Source organism: Methylobacterium ajmalii (assembly GCF_036448855.1).
Classification (GTDB): Bacteria; Pseudomonadota; Alphaproteobacteria; order Rhizobiales; family Beijerinckiaceae; genus Methylobacterium; species Methylobacterium ajmalii.
Window position 1 is genome coordinate 1 of the sequence record NZ_JAZFXT010000044.1, and the last position, 16,495, is coordinate 16,495.

Genomic DNA, 16,495 nt, shown 5'->3' on the forward strand with positions numbered 1-16,495 from the left:
GCACGATCAAGGCGAACTTCCCGACCCGGATCTCCTTCCAGGTGACGAGCAAGATCGATTCGCGCACGATCCTGGGCGAGATGGGCGCCGAGCAGCTGCTGGGCCAGGGCGACATGCTGTTCATGGCCGGCGGCGGGCGCACGACCCGCGTGCACGGCCCGTTCTGCTCGGACGACGAGGTCGAGCAGGTGGTGGCGCACTTGAAGCGCCAGGGCCGGCCCTCGTACCTCGAGGCGGTCACCGCCGACGAGGAGGCCGAGGAGGCCGCGGCCGCCGCCGCGCAGGACACCCCGGTCATGGACCAGGGCAGCTTCGGCGATCCCACCGCCGACCTCTACGACCAGGCGGTGGCGGTGGTGCTGCGGGACAAGAAGGCGTCGACGAGCTACATCCAGCGCCGCCTGCAGATCGGCTACAACCGCGCCGCCTCGCTGATGGAGCGGATGGAGCGCGAGGGCATCGTCGGCCCCGCCAACCATGCCGGCAAGCGCGAGATCCTGATCGAGCCCGCCCCGCAACCCGGGTCGGACGAGGCGTGAGCGGTCCCGCCGTCGCATATTCGCCACAGGGGACGGCTCTATGGCGAGACCGCCCCCTCGTGGCACACCCGCTTCCCGGGTGGGCGGGGCACCGGCATCCCCGTGCCGGCCTGCCCCGGTCCCTCCCCGTCCGCCCACACGGAGAATCCTGCCGATGACCGGCCGTCCCCGCTCCGGCCCGCTCCGCGCGGCGTCCCTCGGCGCCGCCCTCTCGGTTGCCGCCCTGCTGAGCGTGGCCCCCGCCGAGGCGCAGGTGTCGTCGTTCCTCGACGGCCTGTTCGGCCGCAAGGACCCGGCCGCCGAGGCGCCGCAGCCGGACGCCGCGCCGGGCCAGGCCCCGACGGCCGGCCAAGGAAGCGGTCAAGCAAGCGGTCAGGCGTCCGGCTCCTCCGCCAGGGCGCCGCTGCCGCCGCGCCGGCCGGCCTCGCTCGGCGGCGGCAAGGGCGCCGCGCCCGAGCCGGTCGAGACCGCCGCGGTGCCGGTCGCCGCGCCGGCGCAGGTCGCCGCCGTGACTCCGGCCACCGCCGTCGATCCCGGCAACCCGGCCGCGGTGATCGAGCGCGCCAACGCCTATTTCAACGGCGTCACGACGCTCACCGGCAACTTCGTCCAGATCGGCGCCGACGGGCGCAAGATCGGCGGCAAGCTCACCCTGGCCAAGCCCGGCCGCCTGCGCTTCGACTACGACCAGCCCTCGACGCTCGAGGTGATCGCCGACGGCACCTCGGTGGCGGTGCGGGACCGCAAGCTCGCGACCCAGGACCTCTACTTCATCTCGCAGACGCCGCTGAAATTCCTCTTGCGCGACAAGATCGACCTCGCCCGCGACCTCACCGTCACCGACGTGGCGGCCGAGCCCGGCGGGATCCGCATCGTGCTCGACGACCGCTCGACGCTGGGGGGCACCTCCCGCATCGCGCTCTACTTCGACGATGCGATGAAGACCCTGAGCCAGTGGCGGATCACCGACCCGCAGGGCTACCAGACCACCGTGCTGCTCTCCAACCTCCAGCGCGGCCGCGCCGTCGACGGCATGCTGTTCGTCATCAATTACGGCCGGGCGGTCGACAAGGAGCTGGAAGCCAAGATGCAGCAGGCCCGCCCGAACTGATTTCTCGCGAGACTCGACCGTTGCGCCTCACCGTCAGCACCTGGAACATCAACTCGGTCCGCCTGCGCATCGATCTCGTGCGCCGCTTCCTCGACGAGGCGAAGCCCGACGTGCTCTGCCTGCAGGAGACCAAGTGCCCGGACGACCGCTTCCCGCTCAAGGAGCTGCAGGGCTTCGGCTACCTGCACGTCGTCTTCGCCGGGCAGAAGGGCTATAACGGCGTCGCGATCCTCTCGCGCCTGCCGCTCGTCACCCGCGAGGTGATGAGCTTCTGCGAGCGCCAGGACGCCCGCCACATCTCGGCGGTGCTCGGGCCCGAGGCGGGTGCGGCCGCCGGCATCGCGATCCACGATTTCTACGTCCCGGCCGGCGGCGACGTGCCGGACGTGAAGCTCAACGACAAGTTCGCCCACAAGCTCGCCTTCATGGACGAGCTGCGCGCCTGGGGCGGCCGGCGCCCCGCCGGCCCGGCGATCCTCGTCGGCGACCTCAACGTGGCGCCGCTCGAGCACGACGTCTGGTCCCACAAGCAGCTCCTCGACGTGGTGAGCCACACCCCGATCGAGACCGAGCGCCTGGAATCCCTGCGGGGCGAAGCCGGCTGGGTCGACACGATGCGCCACCTGCGCCCGCCGCCGGAGAAGATCTACACCTGGTGGAGCTACCGCTCCCCCGACTGGGCCGCCGCCGACAAGGGCCGGCGCCTCGACCACATCTGGGTCACCCCGGACCTCGCCGAGACGGTGAAGTCGGTGACGGTGGCGCGGCACACCCGGGCCTGGGAGAAGCCGTCGGACCATGTGCCGGTGACGGTGGAACTGGAGCTGTAGAGGCTCGACGGGAGCCCGCCTTCGAACTGCTATCGTCAGGAGGCGAGGCCGCCAGATGCAACGCGCCGCTGGCGGCCCAAGCAGATTTCGCCGAAGTGATTACCGGTTCGGCGCCGAAAATCCGCGACAAAACAATGACTCAGAGGGCTTCGCGATTGCAACGCGATCGTGAAGCGCTCTAGCGCGATCCGCCCTACCGATCCGCCTTCTCGCCCTTGGTCTCCCGGGCGACGAACGCCTTCGTCACCGGCACGATCTGGGCAAACACCGCCTCGGCCATCCGCTCTTCCTCCTTGAGCGACAGGCGCAGGATCTCGATGTCCCGGCCGTGCCCCGCTTCCTCGGCGAGCGCGATCAGCGAGGTGTAGGCGGCGATCTCGTAGGTCTCGACCGAGTAGTCGGTGTAGAGGTTCTTCAGCACCTCGTCGCCGGTCACGCTGTGGACGAGCGCCGCGACGTTGCCGACCGTCTGGGTCACCACGTCCTTCAGGAGCGAGCGGTCCTCGCCGTGGCCGTGAAGCAGGTCGGCGAGGCGGGTGACCTGCTGGTCGGTCTCGCTCTTGTGCAGCCGCAGCGCCTGGGTCAGCTCGGGATAGCTCTCGTAGCGCTCGATCTGGCGCTGGATCATCTGCGCCGCCTGCTTCTCCAGGGCGTGGGTGTTGCGCAGGGCCGTGACGTAGATCGCCTGCACGGTCTCGTCGGTCTCGGCAGCGGTGTGGGCGGCGGTCGTGGTCATGGCGCATCCTCTCGGGGCGTAGGGAACGGCGGGCAAACTGCTCGGGGGTATTCGGGTTCGAGCTCGGCCGTTCCCACACCCCCGGATGAGGGCGTGACGAAACCGCGCGTGGGGAGTGGACCGCCCACGGAACCCGGGGGAGTGGCAAGGACCGGCGGATCGTGTATAGGCTGCGCCACCCTCGCCCGCACACGGCGAGGTTTTTCGCCTTGGCAGACCGCGCTGGACGACATCCCGGCCCGGCCGAGCCCCGTGCGAAAGGCGGCCTCCTCGCGGAGCCCGCGCACCTCGTGAACCCGTAACACCGAAAGGACACGCGATGTCGATCACGGCGGAGCGCAAGACCGCGCTCATCAAGGAACACGCCCGCGGCGGGACCGACACCGGCTCGCCGGAAGTGCAGGTCGCGATCCTCACCGAGCGGATCCAGAACCTCACCGGGCACTTCAAGACCCACACCAAGGACAACCACTCGCGCCGCGGCCTGCTCAAGCTGGTCTCGCAGCGCCGGTCGCTCCTCGACTACCTGAAGCGCAAGGACGAGGCTCGCTACCGCGCCCTCATCGAGCGCCTCGGCATCCGCCGCTAAGGTGGATCTCACGCGGTTCGGGCACCGGTCCGGGCCGCGTTTTTGCGAGGAAGCCGAACTTCTCCATTGGAGGAGGTTTCCTCGTCCCGGGTGGGCCGGAATGGGTCCGGCCGCCCTTATTCCGGGACCCGCACGTCGAGATGCGGGCCGCGACCGCCAGGGCAGGATCGCCGGTGGCTCATCGCATGAGCCCCTCGCCGTCTTGCGCTGGCGTCGCCCTCCCGGACCGCAGGAAGGCATGACAAGATGTTCGACGTTCAACGCGAAGAGCTGCTGTGGGGCGGGCGCAAGCTCGTGCTCGAGACCGGCAAGGTCGCCCGCCAGGCCGACGGCGCCGTGATCGCCACCTACGGCGAGACCTCGGTGCTCGCCACCGTGGTGTCGATGAAGGAGCCGAAGCCCGGCATCGACTTCCTGCCGCTCACGGTGAACTACCAGGAGCGCACCTACGCCGCCGGCCGCATCCCGGGCGGCTACTTCAAGCGCGAGGGCCGTCCCTCCGAGAAGGAGACCCTGGTCTCCCGCCTGATCGACCGGCCGATCCGCCCCCTCTTCGTCGAGGGCTGGCGCAACGACACCCAGGTCGTCGTCACGGTGCTCTCGCACGACCTCGAGACCGATCCCGACATCCTCGCCATGGTGGCGGCCTCCGCGGCCCTGACGCTGTCGGGCGTGCCGTTCATGGGCCCGATCGGCGCGGCGCGCGTCGGCTATGTCGGCGGCCAGTACAAGCTCAACCCGCCCATCCAGGAGATGGAGGGCTCGACCCTCGACCTCGTCGTCGCCGGCACCCAGGACGCCGTGCTGATGGTCGAGTCCGAGGCGAAGGAGCTGCCCGAGGACGTGATGCTCGGGGCCGTGATGTTCGGCCACAAGCACTTCCAGCCGGTCATCGAGGCGATCGTCCGCCTGGCCGAGAAGGCCGCCAAGGAGCCGCGCAACTTCCAGCCCGCGGACAATTCCGAGGTCGAGAAGGCCGTGCTCGAGGTCTGCGAGACCGATCTGCGCGAGGCCTACAAGAAGACCGTCAAGCAGGAGCGCTACGCCGCCGTCGACGCCGTGAAGGCGAAGGTGATGGCCGCCCTGGCTCCGGCCGAGGGCGAGGCCCGCTTCGAGGCCGAGAAGGTCAAGGCCGCCTTCAAGGAGGCCCAGTCGAAGGTGGTCCGCTGGAACATCCTCGACACCGGCTCGCGCATCGACGGCCGCGACGTGAAGACCGTGCGTCCGATCGTCTCCGAGGTCGGCGTGCTGCCCCGCACCCACGGCTCGGCGCTGTTCACCCGCGGCGAGACCCAGGCGCTGGTCGTGGCGACGCTGGGCACCGGCGACGACGAGCAGTTCATCGACGCGCTCTCGGGCACCTACAAGGAGACGTTCCTCCTTCACTACAACTTCCCGCCCTATTCGGTGGGCGAGACCGGCCGCATGGGCTCGCCGGGCCGCCGCGAGATCGGCCACGGCAAGCTCGCCTGGCGCGCCGTGCACCCGGTCCTGCCGGCCGCCCACGAGTTCCCCTACACGATCCGCGTCGTGTCGGAGATCACCGAGTCGAACGGCTCGTCCTCGATGGCCTCGGTCTGCGGCGCCTCGCTGTCGCTGATGGATGCCGGCGTGCCCCTGCGCCGTCCGGTGGCCGGCATCGCCATGGGCCTCATCCTCGAGGGTGAGCGCTACGCGGTGCTGTCCGACATCCTGGGCGACGAGGATCACCTCGGCGACATGGACTTCAAGGTGGCCGGCACGGAGGAGGGCATCACCTCGCTCCAGATGGACATCAAGATCGCCGGCATCACCGAGGAGATCATGCGGGTGGCCCTGGCCCAGGCCAAGGACGGTCGCAGCACCATCCTCGACGCGATGGCGACGGCGCTCACCGCCGCCCGTCCCGAGCTCGGCGAGCACGCGCCGCGCATCGAGACGATGCAGATCCCGACCGACAAGATCCGCGAAGTGATCGGCACCGGCGGCAAGGTGATCCGCGAGATCGTCGAGAAGACCGGCGCCAAGATCGACATCCAGGACACCGGCATCATCAAGATCGCCTCGGCCGACGGCAAGGCGATCAAGGCGGCCTACAACTGGATCCGCTCGATCGTGGCCGAGGCCGAGGTCGGCATGATCTACGAGGGCACCGTCGTGAAGACGATGGAGTTCGGCGCCTTCGTCAACTTCTTCGGCGCCAAGGACGGCCTCGTCCACATCTCCGAGCTCGCCGCCCAGCGCGTCGCCAAGGTCACCGACGTGGTGAAGGAGGGCGACAAGGTGAAGGTGAAGTTCCTCGGCCAGGACGATCGCGGCAAGATCCGCCTGTCGATGAAGGTCGTCGACCAGGAGACCGGCGAGGACCTCACCGAGAAGCTGAAGGCCCAGCGCGACGCCGACCGCTCGCGCGAGCGTCAGCCGCGCGGCGAGTGATCGCCTGACCATCGGCGGGGCCCTCGCGGGTCCCGCCCTCGCTTGCGGAAAGCGCGGTCCCTCGGGGCCGCGCTTTTTTCGTGGGCGGGGCGAGCGGGTCCCCGGGGGCGTCAGGCCCGCGTCATGACCACGTCGAGCTGCGGCTTCTGGTTGATGGTCTGGAAGACCACGCAGTAGCGCTCGGTGAGCTTCAGGAGCTGGTCGAGCTTCTCCTGCGGCGCGTCCGCGTCGACCTCGAAGGTCAGCCGGATCGCCCGGAAGCCCACGGGGGCGCCCTTGTCGACGCCGAGCGTGCCGCGGAAGTCGAGGTCGCCCTCGGCCTTGACCAGCCCCTTGCGCAGCGGGATCTCCAGCGCGGTCGCCACCGCCTTCAGGGTCACGCCCGCGCAGGCGACCAGGGCCTCGAGCAGCATGTCGCCGGAGCACAGCTCGGCGCCCGAGCCGCCGCTCGCCGGGTGGAGGCCGGCCACCGCCAGCGCCCGGCCGGTCTCGACCTTGCAGGCGATGCCGCCGTCGTCGAGGGAGCCTTGCGCCTTCAGGGTGATCACGGCCGCGTCCGGATCGCTGCGGTAGCGGTCCTTGATCGGGGCCTGGAGCGAGCGCAGTTCGGTGGCGTCCATGGCGTGTCGTCCTCCCGGGGTTATGGGCGAACGGCTTAGCACCCCGTCCCGGCCGCTCGCCAGGGGACGGGACTCACGACCAAAGGCGGATCGACCGGCCGGCTCGTCCCCCGGGGCTCACCACCACAGCGCGGAGGCGTCGGGCTTCGCCCGGTCGGCCGCGCCCTCCGGGCGCAGCGAGCGGTCGAGGCTTGCCAGGATCGTGCGGGCGGCGGCCTCGCTGCCGGGCGAGGACGGCTGGCGCGGGCGGCTCAGGGGCAGCGGGATCGTGTCGTCGATCCGGCCGGGCTTGGGGCGCAACACCACGGCCCGGTCGGCCAGCGCCACCGCCTCGGCGACGTCGTGGGTGACGAGGAGCACGGTCGGCCGGCTCTCCTCCCACAGGGCCAGCAGGTGGCGGTGCAGCCCGGCCCGGGTCAGGGCGTCGAGGGCCGAGAACGGCTCGTCGAGGAGCAGCACCTTCGGGGCGGCCACGAAGGCGCGGGCGATCGCGACCCGCTGCTGCTGGCCGCCCGAGAGATCGCGGGGCCAGCGCCCGGCATGCTCGGCGAGGCCGACGCGCTCGAGGGCGTGCGCCACCCGGGCTCGGCGCTCGGCCCGGGGCAGGGCGGCGAGGCCGAAGGCCACGTTGTCGGCGACGCTGAGCCAGGGCAGCAGCCGCGGCTCCTGGAAGACGATGCCGACGCCCGGATGCGGGCCCGCGATCCCCTCCCCGTCGAGGTGGATGCCCCCGGCGCTCGCCCGGTCGAGCCCGGCGATCAGGCGCAGCAACGTGGTCTTGCCGCATCCCGAGCCGCCGATCAGCGCCACGATCTCGCCGGCCCGAACGGTGAGCGAGATGTCGGCGAGCGCCCGCGTGCCGTCGGCATAGGTCTTCGACAGGTGGTCCAGGATCAGCATGCGAGCCTCAGCATCTCACAGCGACTCCCGGGCGGTGTCCTGCCAGCGGGCGAGCGGCTGCGTCAGGCCGACCAGCACCGCGTCGCACAGCTTGCCCAGCGCCGCGAAGGCCAGGATCGCCGCGACGATCTGGTCGGGCTTGCCGAGCTGCTGGCCGTCGAGGAGGAGGTAGCCGAGGCCCTCCGAGGCGCCGAGCAGCTCGGCCGCCGCCACGAACATGAAGCCGAGGCCCAGCCCGGTCCGCAGGGCCACCAGGGTCGCGGGCAGCACCGCCGGCAGCAGGATGCGCCGGGCGAGCGCGAGCCTCGAGAGCCGGAACACCCGCCCCACCTCGACGAGCTTGCGGTCGACCCCCGCGATGGCGCCGGCCACCCCGAGATAGACCGGAAAGAACACGCCGACCGCGATGAGGGTGATCTTCGAGGCCTCGAAGATGCCGAACCACAGGATGAACAGCGGCACCCAGGCGATCGACGGGATCGCCCTGAGCGCCTGCAAGCTCGGATCGATCAGCCGGCGCACCGGCGGCAAGGTGCCGGTGAGCGCCCCGACGAGGATCCCGGCGAGCGCGCCGAATCCGAACCCGGCCGCGACGCGGGTCAGGCTGGCCAGCACGTGGGTCCAGAGCTCGCCGCTCGCGGCAAGCCCCCACAGGGTGGCGAGCACCCGGCTCGGCGGCGGCACCAGCCGCCCTTGCGCCCACCCCGCCCGCACCGCCGCCTCCCAGCCGAGGGCGAGGCCGACCGGCAGGACGAGGCCGACGAGCATCCGGCCGCCGGGCAGGCGCAACGGACGCCGCGCGGCGGGGACGGCGGGTGCGGCCGCCACGGGCAAGGAGCTCGCTTCCATGGGTTACGGCGCGACCGGCCCGAAGCGCGGGTCGATCAGCGCCTGGACCGCGGCGCCGACATCGGTGCCGGCGGGGATCACCCCGGCATCGAGGAGCGCGGTGCCGGCATCCAGGATCGTCTCGGCCTGGAGCTTGCCGATCGCCGGCTGCGACAGGTCGGTGCGTTCGAGCTGGCGCGCCACCACCGGCTCGGGCAGCTTCGTCGCCGCGGTCAGGATGCGCTTGAGCTCCTGCGGGTCCGCGAGGGCGAGCTTGCGCGCCTCCTCGTAGGCACCCAGCACCGTGCGGGTCAGGTCCGGGTTCTGCTTGGCGAAGTCCTCGCGGACGTTGAGCACGCCCCAGGTGTTGGCCGCCGCGTCGCGGTGGAACAGCACGTCGCCGTTCTCGATCTCGGCCGCCGCCATGATCGGGTCGAGGCCCGCCCAGGCATCGACGTCGCCGCGGTCGAGCGCGGTGCGCCCGTCCGGATGCTGGAGCAGCACCAGCTTCACGTCGCGCTCGGTCAGGCCGGCGCCGCGTAGCGCCCGGATCAGGAAGATGTGCGGGTCGGTGCCGCGGGTGACGGCGACGCGGCGGCCCTTGAGGTCCTTGACCGCCTTGATGCCGGTCTCCGGCCGGGTCACCAGCGCGGTCCATTCCGGCCGCGAGAAGGCGTAGACCGCCTTGATCGGGTTGCCGTTGATCCGCGCCAGCAGGGCGGCGGCGCCGGCGGTCGAGCCGAAATCGATCGAGCCGGCGTTGAGGAACTCGAGCGCCTTGTTGGAGCCGAGGGACTGGACCCAGCGCACCGTGATCCCTTGCGGCGCCAGCGCCTTCTCCAGGAGGCCCTTGTCCTTCAGGACGAGGCTGACGGGGTTGTAGGTCGCCCAATCGAGGCGCACCTCCTTGGCGGCCTGCGCGCGGGCCGGCGCGCCTGCGGCGAGGCAGAAGCTTCCGAGGGCGGCCCCGATCAACGCGCGGCGGTGGATGCGCATCCGTCTCTCCCTGGCTGGCCGCGCCTTCACCGGCGACCGGCCGGGAAGCTAGGGCGCGTCGTTCGGAGTGTCAAACGATCCGGCCGGTGAAGCGGATTAGCCTTTCGGAGCGAACGCCCGGCCGCCCCCTGCGGAAGCGTTGGCTTTCGGCGGGCCGGGATGCGAAACAGGCGGGGACGCGACGGGATCCGGCCGCGCCTCCCGGTCCCCGTCTCCCAGTCCCCGCCTCCCCCTCGCCCGAACCCGGCTGCCATGCCCGACACCACCGTCATCGACCCGTCCGACACCGAGGCCGCCCTGCGCGCGATGCTGGCCGGCATCGACCAGTCGCTCAGCGACCCGACCCGCCTGCGCGAGCGGCTGGTGCCGGAACTGCGCCGCATCATCGAGGCCGGCCGGGCCGAGGCCGAGCGGCGCCTGCTCGCCGACCGCGACGGCCATGCCTGCGCCGGGCTGATCTGCGCCCAGATGGATGCGGTGATCCGGGCGATCTACGACGCGGTGGTCAAGCGGCTCTACCGGGCCGACAACCCGACCGCCGCCGAGCAGATCGCCGTGGTGGCGACCGGCGGCTACGGCCGCGGCCTGCTGGCGCCGGGCTCCGACATCGATCTCCTGTTCCTCCTGCCCTACAAGCAGACCGCCTGGAGCGAGAGCGTCGTCGAGGCGATGCTCTACGTGCTGTGGGACCTCAAGCTGAAGGTCGGCCACGCCACCCGCTCGGTCGCCGACTGCCTGCGCGAGGGCCGCGGCGACATGACGATCCGCACGGCGCTCCTCGAATCGCGCTTCCTGTTCGGCGACCGCGCGCTGTTCGACGAGCTCGAGACCCGCTTCGACCGCGAGGTGGTGCAGGGCACGGCGGCGGAGTTCGTCGAGGCCAAGCTGAAGGAGCGCGACGCCCGCGTTCAGAAGAGCGGCGCCTCGCGCTACCTCGTCGAGCCCAACGTCAAGGACGGCAAGGGCGGGCTTCGCGACCTCAACACCCTGTTCTGGATCGCCAAGTACACCTTCCGGGTGAAGCGGGCCGAGGACCTGGTCGAGGCCGGCCTGTTCACGGCCGAGGAGTTTCGGCTGTTCGAGCGCTGCGACGAGTTCCTGTGGCGGGTGCGCTGCCACATGCACTTCGTCACCGGGCGCTCCGAGGAGCGGCTGGGCTTCGGTCTGCAGCCGCGCATCGCCGAGCGGCTGGATTACGGGGCGCGGGGCGGCCTCGCCGCGGTCGAGCGGTTCATGAAGGCCTACTTCCTCATCGCCAAGGACGTCGGCGACCTCACCGCCATCGTCTGCGCCGAGATGGAGGCGCGCCACGCCAAGCGCCCGCCGGTGCTCGACCGATGGCTGCGCCGCTTCAAGCAGCATTTCCGTGCCCCCGACCTGGAGGCGGACGATTTCCGCATCCATACCGGCCGGCTCGACGTCCGCGACGACGCCGCCTTCGAGCGCGATCCGGTCAACCTGATCCGGCTGTTCTGGCTCTCCGACCGGCACGACCTCGCGATCCATCCCGATGCCAGCCGGCTGGCGACGCGCTCGCTCGCGCTCCTCGGCCCGATGGTGCGGGTCGACCCGGAGGCCAACCGGCTCTTTCTGGAACTGCTGACCTCGCAGAACGCCCCCGAGACGGTGCTGCGGCACATGAACGAGACCGGGGTGCTCGGGCGCTTCGTGCCGGATTTCGGCCGCATCGTCGCGATGATGCAGTTCAACATGTACCACCACTTCACGGTGGACGAACACCTGATCCGCTCGCTGGGCGTGCTGGCGAAGATCGAGGCCGGGGAGCTGGAGGACGAGCATCCGCTGGCCCACCGCATCGTCGGCACGATCCAGAACCGCCGCGCCCTCTACGTGGCGATGTTCCTGCACGACATCGCCAAGGGCCGGAAGGAGGACCACTCGATCGCCGGCGCGGCGGTGGCCCGCAAGCTCGGGCCGCGCCTCGGGCTCGACGCGGCCGAGACCAGCACCGTCGCCTGGCTCGTCGAGCATCACCTCCTGATGTCGATGACGGCCCAGAGCCGCGACCTGTCCGACCCGAAGACCATCGAGACCTTCGCCAGCGTGGTGCAGAGCCTGGAGCGGCTGAAGCTGCTCCTGGTCATCACCATCGCCGACATCAAGGCGGTCGGCCCCGGGACCTGGACCGCCTGGAAGGCGACGCTCTTGCGCACCCTGTACTACGAGACCGAGATGGTGCTCTCGGGCGGCCGCTCGGAGATCCCGCGCACCGATCGCGTCCGGCTGATCCAGATGCGCCTGCGCGAGCAGCTCGGCGACTGGTCGGCGGAAGAGTTCGACGCCTACGCCGCGCGCCACTACCCGCATTACTGGCTCAAGGTCGATGCCGGGCGCCAGCTCAAGAACGCCCGCTTCATCCGCGCGGCCGCCGAGGCCGGCAACACCGTCGCCACCGCCTTCGAGACCGATCCGTCGCGCGGCGTGACCGAGCTCTGCGTCTACTCCCCCGACCACCCCCGGCTGCTCGCGATCCTGACCGGCGCCTGCGCGGCGTCCGGCGGCAACATCGTCGACGCGCAGATCTTCACCACCGCCGACGGCTTCGTCCTCGACACCATCACCCTGTCGCGGGCCTTCGAGCGCGACGAGGACGAGATGCGCCGGACCGGCCGCATCGCCACCGCGATCGAGCGGGCGCTGAAGGGCGAGATCCGCATCGCCGACCTCGTCGCCGACAAGCACCCGGTCAAGGACCGGCCGCGCACCTTCCAGGTCGCCCCCGACCTGTCGATCGACAACGCGCTCTCGGCCCGCGAGACCGTCCTGGAGATTTCCGGCCTCGACCGGCCGGGCCTCCTGTTCGATCTCACCTCGGCGCTCGGCCGGCTCAACCTCAACATCACCTCGGCCCATGTCGCGACCTTCGGCGAGCGGGCGGTCGACGTGTTCTACGTCACCGACCTCACCGGCACGAAGGTGACCCAGCCCGACCGGCAGGCGACGATCCGCCGGGCGGTGATGGCGGTGTTCGAGGCCGACCTGCCCCGCGGCGACCGTGGCCGCCGGTCCGGGACCAAGGCCTCTCTTAAGGACGAGCCCAACCGGGCGGCGCCCGCGTCCGGCGAAGCTTGATTTCGGGGGCCGTCCACCTGATATCGGGGTCACTCCCAGATCCCTTTTCCGGAATGACGATGACGCCGAACGACACGGAGAACGCCGCGCGGGCGCACGAGCCCGAGGCTGCCGAGGGCGCTCCCGCCTCCGCGCCGGAGGCCGCCCCGAAGGGCGACGCGCTGGCGACCCTCGAGGCCGAGAAGCTCGACCTCAAGGACAAGCTCCTGCGCACGCTGGCCGACATGGAGAACCTGCGCCGGCGCACCGAGCGCGAGGTGGCCGACGCCCGCACCTACGCGGTGACGAACTTCGCCCGCGACATGCTCAACGCCGCCGACAACGTCCGCCGCGCCCTCGAGAGCGTGCCGGCCGAGGCCCGCGAGACCGCCGAGGGCGCGCTCAAGGCGCTCGTCGACGGGATCGAGCTGACCGAGCGCGACCTGCTCAAGACCCTGGAGCGCCACGGCGTGAAGCGGGTCGACCCGCAAGGCCAGCGCTTCGATCCCAACCTGCACCAGGCGATGTTCGAGGTGCCGAACCCCGACGTCACCTCCGGCACGGTCGTGCAGGTGGTGCAGTCGGGCTACGTCATCGGCGAGCGCGTGCTGCGCCCGGCCCTCGTCGGCGTCGCCAAGGGCGGCCCGAAGGCCGAGGCGAAGCCCGCCGAGGCGTAAGGGCCTCACGGCCCAACCGACATGCGGGGCGCCGGCAGGCGCCCCGCGCTCACGCCTCCTCGGCCGCCCGTTCCCGCGCCCCCGACCTGCCCGTCCCGGCCGGCGGCGTGCCGAAGGGCAGGCGCAGCCGGGCGATGCGGGGATAGATCGTCGGCAGCACCACCAGGGTGAGCAGCGTCGCGGTGACGAGCCCGCCGATCACCACCGTGGCGAGCGGGCGCTGCACCTCGGCGCCGGCGCTCGTCGAGAGCGCCATCGGCAGGAAGCCGAGGGCCGCCACCAGGGCGGTGGTCATCACCGGGCGCAGGCGCATCTCGGCGGCCCGGGTCGCGGCCTCCTCCGGGTCGAGGCCGCTGCGCTCGAGGTCGCGGATGTAGCTCGTCAGCACGACGCCGTTCAGCACCGCGATGCCGAAGGTGGCGATGAAGCCGATCGCCGCCGAGACCGAGAACGGCAGCCCGCGCAGAGAGAGCGCCAGGATCCCTCCGGTCGCCGCCACCGGCACGTTGAGGAAGATCAGACCGGCGAGGCGGATGTCGCCGAACATCACCACCAGCAGTACCAGGATCGCCGCCATCGCGGCCGGCACCACCACGACGAGCCGCGCGGTCGTCTCCTGCAGGTTCTGGTACTGGCCGCTCCATTGCAGGGCGTAGCGCGGCGGCAGCGGCACCTGGGCGGCGACCGCCGCCTGCGCCTCCGCGACGAAGCTCTGGACGTCGCGCCCGCGGACGTTGGCCTGGACCGAGATGCGCCGCTGCAGCCGCTCGCGGCTGATCTGGGCCGGGCCGGTCTTCACGCTCACCGAGGCCACGAGGGAGAGCGGCACCTGGGCGCGGCCGTCGCGCCCCACCGGCAGGGCACGGATGCGCTCGAGGTCGGCCCGGTCGTCGGGGCTGAGGCGCACCACGATGTCGGTGATGGCGTTGTCGTCCCGGTAGACGCTTCCCGCCATGCGCCCGCCGATCGCCTCGACGACGTCGAGCACGTCGCTCACCGCGACCCCGTAGCGGGCGGCCGCCGCCCGGTCGACCTGGATCGACAGTGCCGGCATCCCGGCCTGGGCCTCGGCCTTGACGTCGGCCGCCCCCGGCACCGCTCCGACCGCGCGCACGATCGCGTCGGCCTTGTCCTTCAGGACCGCGAGGTCGTCGCCGTAGAGGCTGATCGCGACGTCGCCGCGCACGCCCTCGATCAGGTCGTCCATCCGCATCTGGATCGGCTGCGAGAAGGCGTAGGCCACGCCCGGCACCTCCTCGCGCAGGCGCTTGTCGAAGGCGGCGACGAGGCCGTCCTGGGTCGTCGCGGTGGTCCAGGTCGCGGGGTCGGCGAGCGTGACGAAGCTGTCGGTCGATTCGACGCCCATCGGGTCGGTCGGGATCTCGGCGCTCCCGGTGAGCGAGACCACCCGCTTCACCTCCGGGAAGGACTTCAGCACCGTCTCGATCCGCCGCACCGCCTTCAGCGAGGCGTCGAGGTTGATGCCCGGCAGCTTCTCGGAGGTGAGCACGATCGAGCCCTCCGAGAGCTTGGGCAGGAACTCGCCGCCGAGCCGCGTCGCCAGCCAGCAGCTGCCGCCGAACACCGCCAGGGTGAGGAGCACGGTGGCCCCGGCCCGGCGCTCGGCGAGCCGCAGCACCGGCGTGTAGAGCGCCCGCATGCCGTGGACGAGGCGGGTCTCGCGCTCGCCGATGCCGGGGCCGGCCAGCATCAGCGCGGCGAGCGCCGGCATCAGCGTCAGGGTGAGGACGAGCGAGCCGGCGAGCGCCAGGATCACCGTCAGCGCCATCGGCCGGAACATCTTGCCCGCCACCCCTTCGAGGGCGAGCACCGGCAGGTAGACCAGGATGATGATCGCCACCGCGAACAGGATGGGCTTGGCCACCTCCGCGGCGGCGTCGCGGATCACCGCGAAGGCCGGGCGGTCGGGATGCTCGCCGCGGGCACGCAGCACGTTCTCGACCATCACCACGGCGCCGTCGACGATGAGGCCGAAATCGATCGCGCCGAGGCTCATCAGGTTGCCCGACAGGCCGAGCACCCGCATGCCCGCGAAGGCCATCAGCATCGAGAGCGGGATCGCGGCGGCGACGACCAGGCCGGCCCGCAGGTTGCCGAGCAGCAGGAGCAGCACGACGACGACCAGCACCGCGCCCTCGACGAGGTTGTGCGCCACGGTGTGGATCGTGCGCTCGACCAGCGTCGAGCGGTCGTAATAGGGCACGATGGCGACGCCGGGCGGCAATTGCCCGCGCAGCTCCTCGATCGTCGCCTTCACCCGCGCCACCACGGCGCTGGCATTCTCGCCCTGCTGCATCATCGCGATGCCGACCACCGTCTCGCCGGCGGCGTCGTGGCTCACCGCGCCGAGGCGGACCTTGGGCGCCTCCACCACCTGGCCCAGGGTCGCCACCGTGACCGGCACGCCGCCGGGCCGCGTCGCCACCACGATGCCGGCGATGTCCTCCGGCCCCTTGGCGAGGCCGAGGCCCCGGATCACCTCCTGCTGGTCGTTGTGCTCCAGGTAGGCGCCACCGCGCGCCATGTTGTTCTCGGCGAGCGCGGCGTAGACCTGGGACAGGGTGACCCCGTAGCGGCGCAGGTTCTCGGCCGAGACCCGGACCTCGTAGGTCGGCAGCTGGCCGCCGTAGATGTTCACGTCGGCGATGCCGGGGGTCAGCTTCAGGCGCGGCGCGATCGTCCATTGCAGCAGGCGCTTGAGCTCCATCGGCGAGTAGGCCGGCCCGCGCAGCTCGAACTGGTAGATTTCGCCGAGGCCGGTCGCCATCGGGCCCATCTGCGGGTCGCCGACGCCCGCCGGCATCATCGCCTTCGCCTGGGGCAGGCGCTGGAAGACCTGGGCGCGGGCCTCCGCGAGCGGCACTCCGTCCTCGAAGGTGACGTAGACCGCCGAGACGCCGTAGCGCGAGGTCGAGCGCAGGCCAGTGAGGCCGGGCGCGCCCGCCATCGCGCTCTCGACCGGAAAGCTCACCAGCCGCTCGACCTCGAGCGGCCCGAGGCCCGGCGAGAGGGTGAGCACCATCACCTGCTTGGGCGAGATGTCGGGCACCGCGTCGATCGACAGCCCGCGCAGGTTGGCGAGGCCGCCGGCGGCGCCGGCGAGCGCGATCATCAGCACCAGCCAGCGGCGGCGCACGAGGAGGGCGAACCAGGTCTTCATC

The 16,495-nt window shown here is 71.5% G+C and carries 13 protein-coding genes; 7 read left to right on the top strand and 6 right to left on the bottom strand.

The genetic code is table 11. The features are described 5' to 3' along the window. The 3 genes from V3T34_RS18440 to xth form a co-directional block, all read left to right on the top strand. On the top strand, positions 1 to 539 hold a 539-nt coding region (locus V3T34_RS18440; RefSeq protein ID WP_305078456.1), incomplete at its 5' end, for a DNA translocase FtsK. Between the two features lie 154 nt (positions 540 to 693). Then, entirely contained in the window at positions 694 to 1,650 is a 957-nt protein-coding gene (locus tag V3T34_RS18445) for an outer-membrane lipoprotein carrier protein LolA (RefSeq protein ID WP_305078457.1), read from the top strand. Between the two features lie 20 nt (positions 1,651 to 1,670). Further along, on the top strand, positions 1,671 to 2,480 hold the full coding sequence (xth, locus tag V3T34_RS18450) for an exodeoxyribonuclease III (RefSeq protein WP_305078458.1): 810 nt from the start codon (positions 1,671 to 1,673) through the stop codon (positions 2,478 to 2,480). Positions 2,481 to 2,673: 193 nt separating this feature from the next. Here xth and V3T34_RS18455 read toward each other — a convergent pair whose 3' ends face one another. Next, entirely contained in the window at positions 2,674 to 3,216 is a 543-nt protein-coding gene (locus tag V3T34_RS18455) for a DUF892 family protein (RefSeq protein ID WP_305078459.1), read from the bottom strand. Between the two features lie 319 nt (positions 3,217 to 3,535). Between V3T34_RS18455 and rpsO the strand changes: the two genes are divergently transcribed. Next, positions 3,536 to 3,805 carry a 30S ribosomal protein S15 gene (gene rpsO / locus V3T34_RS18460; protein WP_048427462.1) on the top strand — a complete coding sequence of 90 codons (270 nt, stop codon included), beginning with the start codon at positions 3,536 to 3,538 and terminating at the stop codon, positions 3,803 to 3,805. A 246-nt stretch (positions 3,806 to 4,051) separates the two neighbouring features. Next, a complete protein-coding gene (gene pnp, locus V3T34_RS18465; RefSeq protein ID WP_060846080.1) occupies positions 4,052 to 6,220 on the top strand; it encodes a polyribonucleotide nucleotidyltransferase in 2,169 nt (722 codons plus the stop codon). A gap of 110 nt (positions 6,221 to 6,330) precedes the next feature. On the opposite strand, the gene V3T34_RS18470 is transcribed toward pnp, so the two are convergent. The 4 genes from V3T34_RS18470 to V3T34_RS18485 all read right to left on the bottom strand — a co-directional run bounded on the left by V3T34_RS18470 (position 6,331) and on the right by V3T34_RS18485 (position 9,564). Next, positions 6,331 to 6,840 carry an OsmC family protein gene (locus V3T34_RS18470; protein WP_305078460.1) on the bottom strand — a complete coding sequence of 170 codons (510 nt, stop codon included), beginning with the start codon at positions 6,838 to 6,840 and terminating at the stop codon, positions 6,331 to 6,333. A 117-nt stretch (positions 6,841 to 6,957) separates the two neighbouring features. Continuing rightward, a complete protein-coding gene (locus V3T34_RS18475; protein ID WP_060846082.1) occupies positions 6,958 to 7,740 on the bottom strand; it encodes an ABC transporter ATP-binding protein in 783 nt (260 codons plus the stop codon). Positions 7,741 to 7,755: 15 nt separating this feature from the next. Then, the gene (locus V3T34_RS18480) at positions 7,756 to 8,589 is read right to left on the bottom strand and encodes an ABC transporter permease (protein WP_407942728.1); all 834 of its coding nucleotides are present in this window, start codon (positions 8,587 to 8,589) and stop codon (positions 7,756 to 7,758) included. Positions 8,590 to 8,592: 3 nt separating this feature from the next. Next, a complete protein-coding gene (locus tag V3T34_RS18485) occupies positions 8,593 to 9,564 on the bottom strand; it encodes an aliphatic sulfonate ABC transporter substrate-binding protein (protein ID WP_305078461.1) in 972 nt (323 codons plus the stop codon). A 252-nt stretch (positions 9,565 to 9,816) separates the two neighbouring features. Between V3T34_RS18485 and V3T34_RS18490 the strand changes: the two genes are divergently transcribed. Then, on the top strand, positions 9,817 to 12,657 hold the full coding sequence (locus tag V3T34_RS18490; protein ID WP_060846085.1) for a [protein-PII] uridylyltransferase: 2,841 nt from the start codon (positions 9,817 to 9,819) through the stop codon (positions 12,655 to 12,657). A gap of 59 nt (positions 12,658 to 12,716) precedes the next feature. Beyond that, positions 12,717 to 13,313: a nucleotide exchange factor GrpE gene (grpE, locus tag V3T34_RS18495; RefSeq protein ID WP_060849226.1), complete on the top strand. Its 597-nt coding sequence runs from the start codon at positions 12,717 to 12,719 to the stop codon at positions 13,311 to 13,313. Between the two features lie 49 nt (positions 13,314 to 13,362). Here the strand turns inward: grpE and V3T34_RS18500 are convergent, their stop codons facing one another. Next, positions 13,363 to 16,494: an efflux RND transporter permease subunit gene (locus V3T34_RS18500; RefSeq protein ID WP_305078462.1), complete on the bottom strand. Its 3,132-nt coding sequence runs from the start codon at positions 16,492 to 16,494 to the stop codon at positions 13,363 to 13,365. Position 16,495 lies beyond the last annotated feature (1 nt).

What these genes read in the sequence shown, in the direction of transcription:
- V3T34_RS18445 (WP_305078457.1), top strand. Translation starts at nt 694, where the DNA reads ATGACCGGCCGTCCCCGCTCCGGCCCGCTCCGCGCGGCGTCCCTCGGC.
- V3T34_RS18485 (WP_305078461.1), bottom strand. Translation starts at nt 9,564, where the DNA reads ATGCGCATCCACCGCCGCGCGTTGATCGGGGCCGCCCTCGGAAGCTTC.
- V3T34_RS18490 (WP_060846085.1), top strand. Translation starts at nt 9,817, where the DNA reads ATGCCCGACACCACCGTCATCGACCCGTCCGACACCGAGGCCGCCCTG.
- V3T34_RS18475 (WP_060846082.1), bottom strand. Translation starts at nt 7,740, where the DNA reads ATGCTGATCCTGGACCACCTGTCGAAGACCTATGCCGACGGCACGCGG.
- pnp (WP_060846080.1), top strand. Translation starts at nt 4,052, where the DNA reads ATGTTCGACGTTCAACGCGAAGAGCTGCTGTGGGGCGGGCGCAAGCTC.
- grpE (WP_060849226.1), top strand. Translation starts at nt 12,717, where the DNA reads ATGACGCCGAACGACACGGAGAACGCCGCGCGGGCGCACGAGCCCGAG.
- rpsO (WP_048427462.1), top strand. Translation starts at nt 3,536, where the DNA reads ATGTCGATCACGGCGGAGCGCAAGACCGCGCTCATCAAGGAACACGCC.
- V3T34_RS18470 (WP_305078460.1), bottom strand. Translation starts at nt 6,840, where the DNA reads ATGGACGCCACCGAACTGCGCTCGCTCCAGGCCCCGATCAAGGACCGC.
- V3T34_RS18455 (WP_305078459.1), bottom strand. Translation starts at nt 3,216, where the DNA reads ATGACCACGACCGCCGCCCACACCGCTGCCGAGACCGACGAGACCGTG.
- V3T34_RS18480 (WP_407942728.1), bottom strand. Translation starts at nt 8,589, where the DNA reads ATGGAAGCGAGCTCCTTGCCCGTGGCGGCCGCACCCGCCGTCCCCGCC.
- V3T34_RS18500 (WP_305078462.1), bottom strand. Translation starts at nt 16,494, where the DNA reads ATGAAGACCTGGTTCGCCCTCCTCGTGCGCCGCCGCTGGCTGGTGCTG.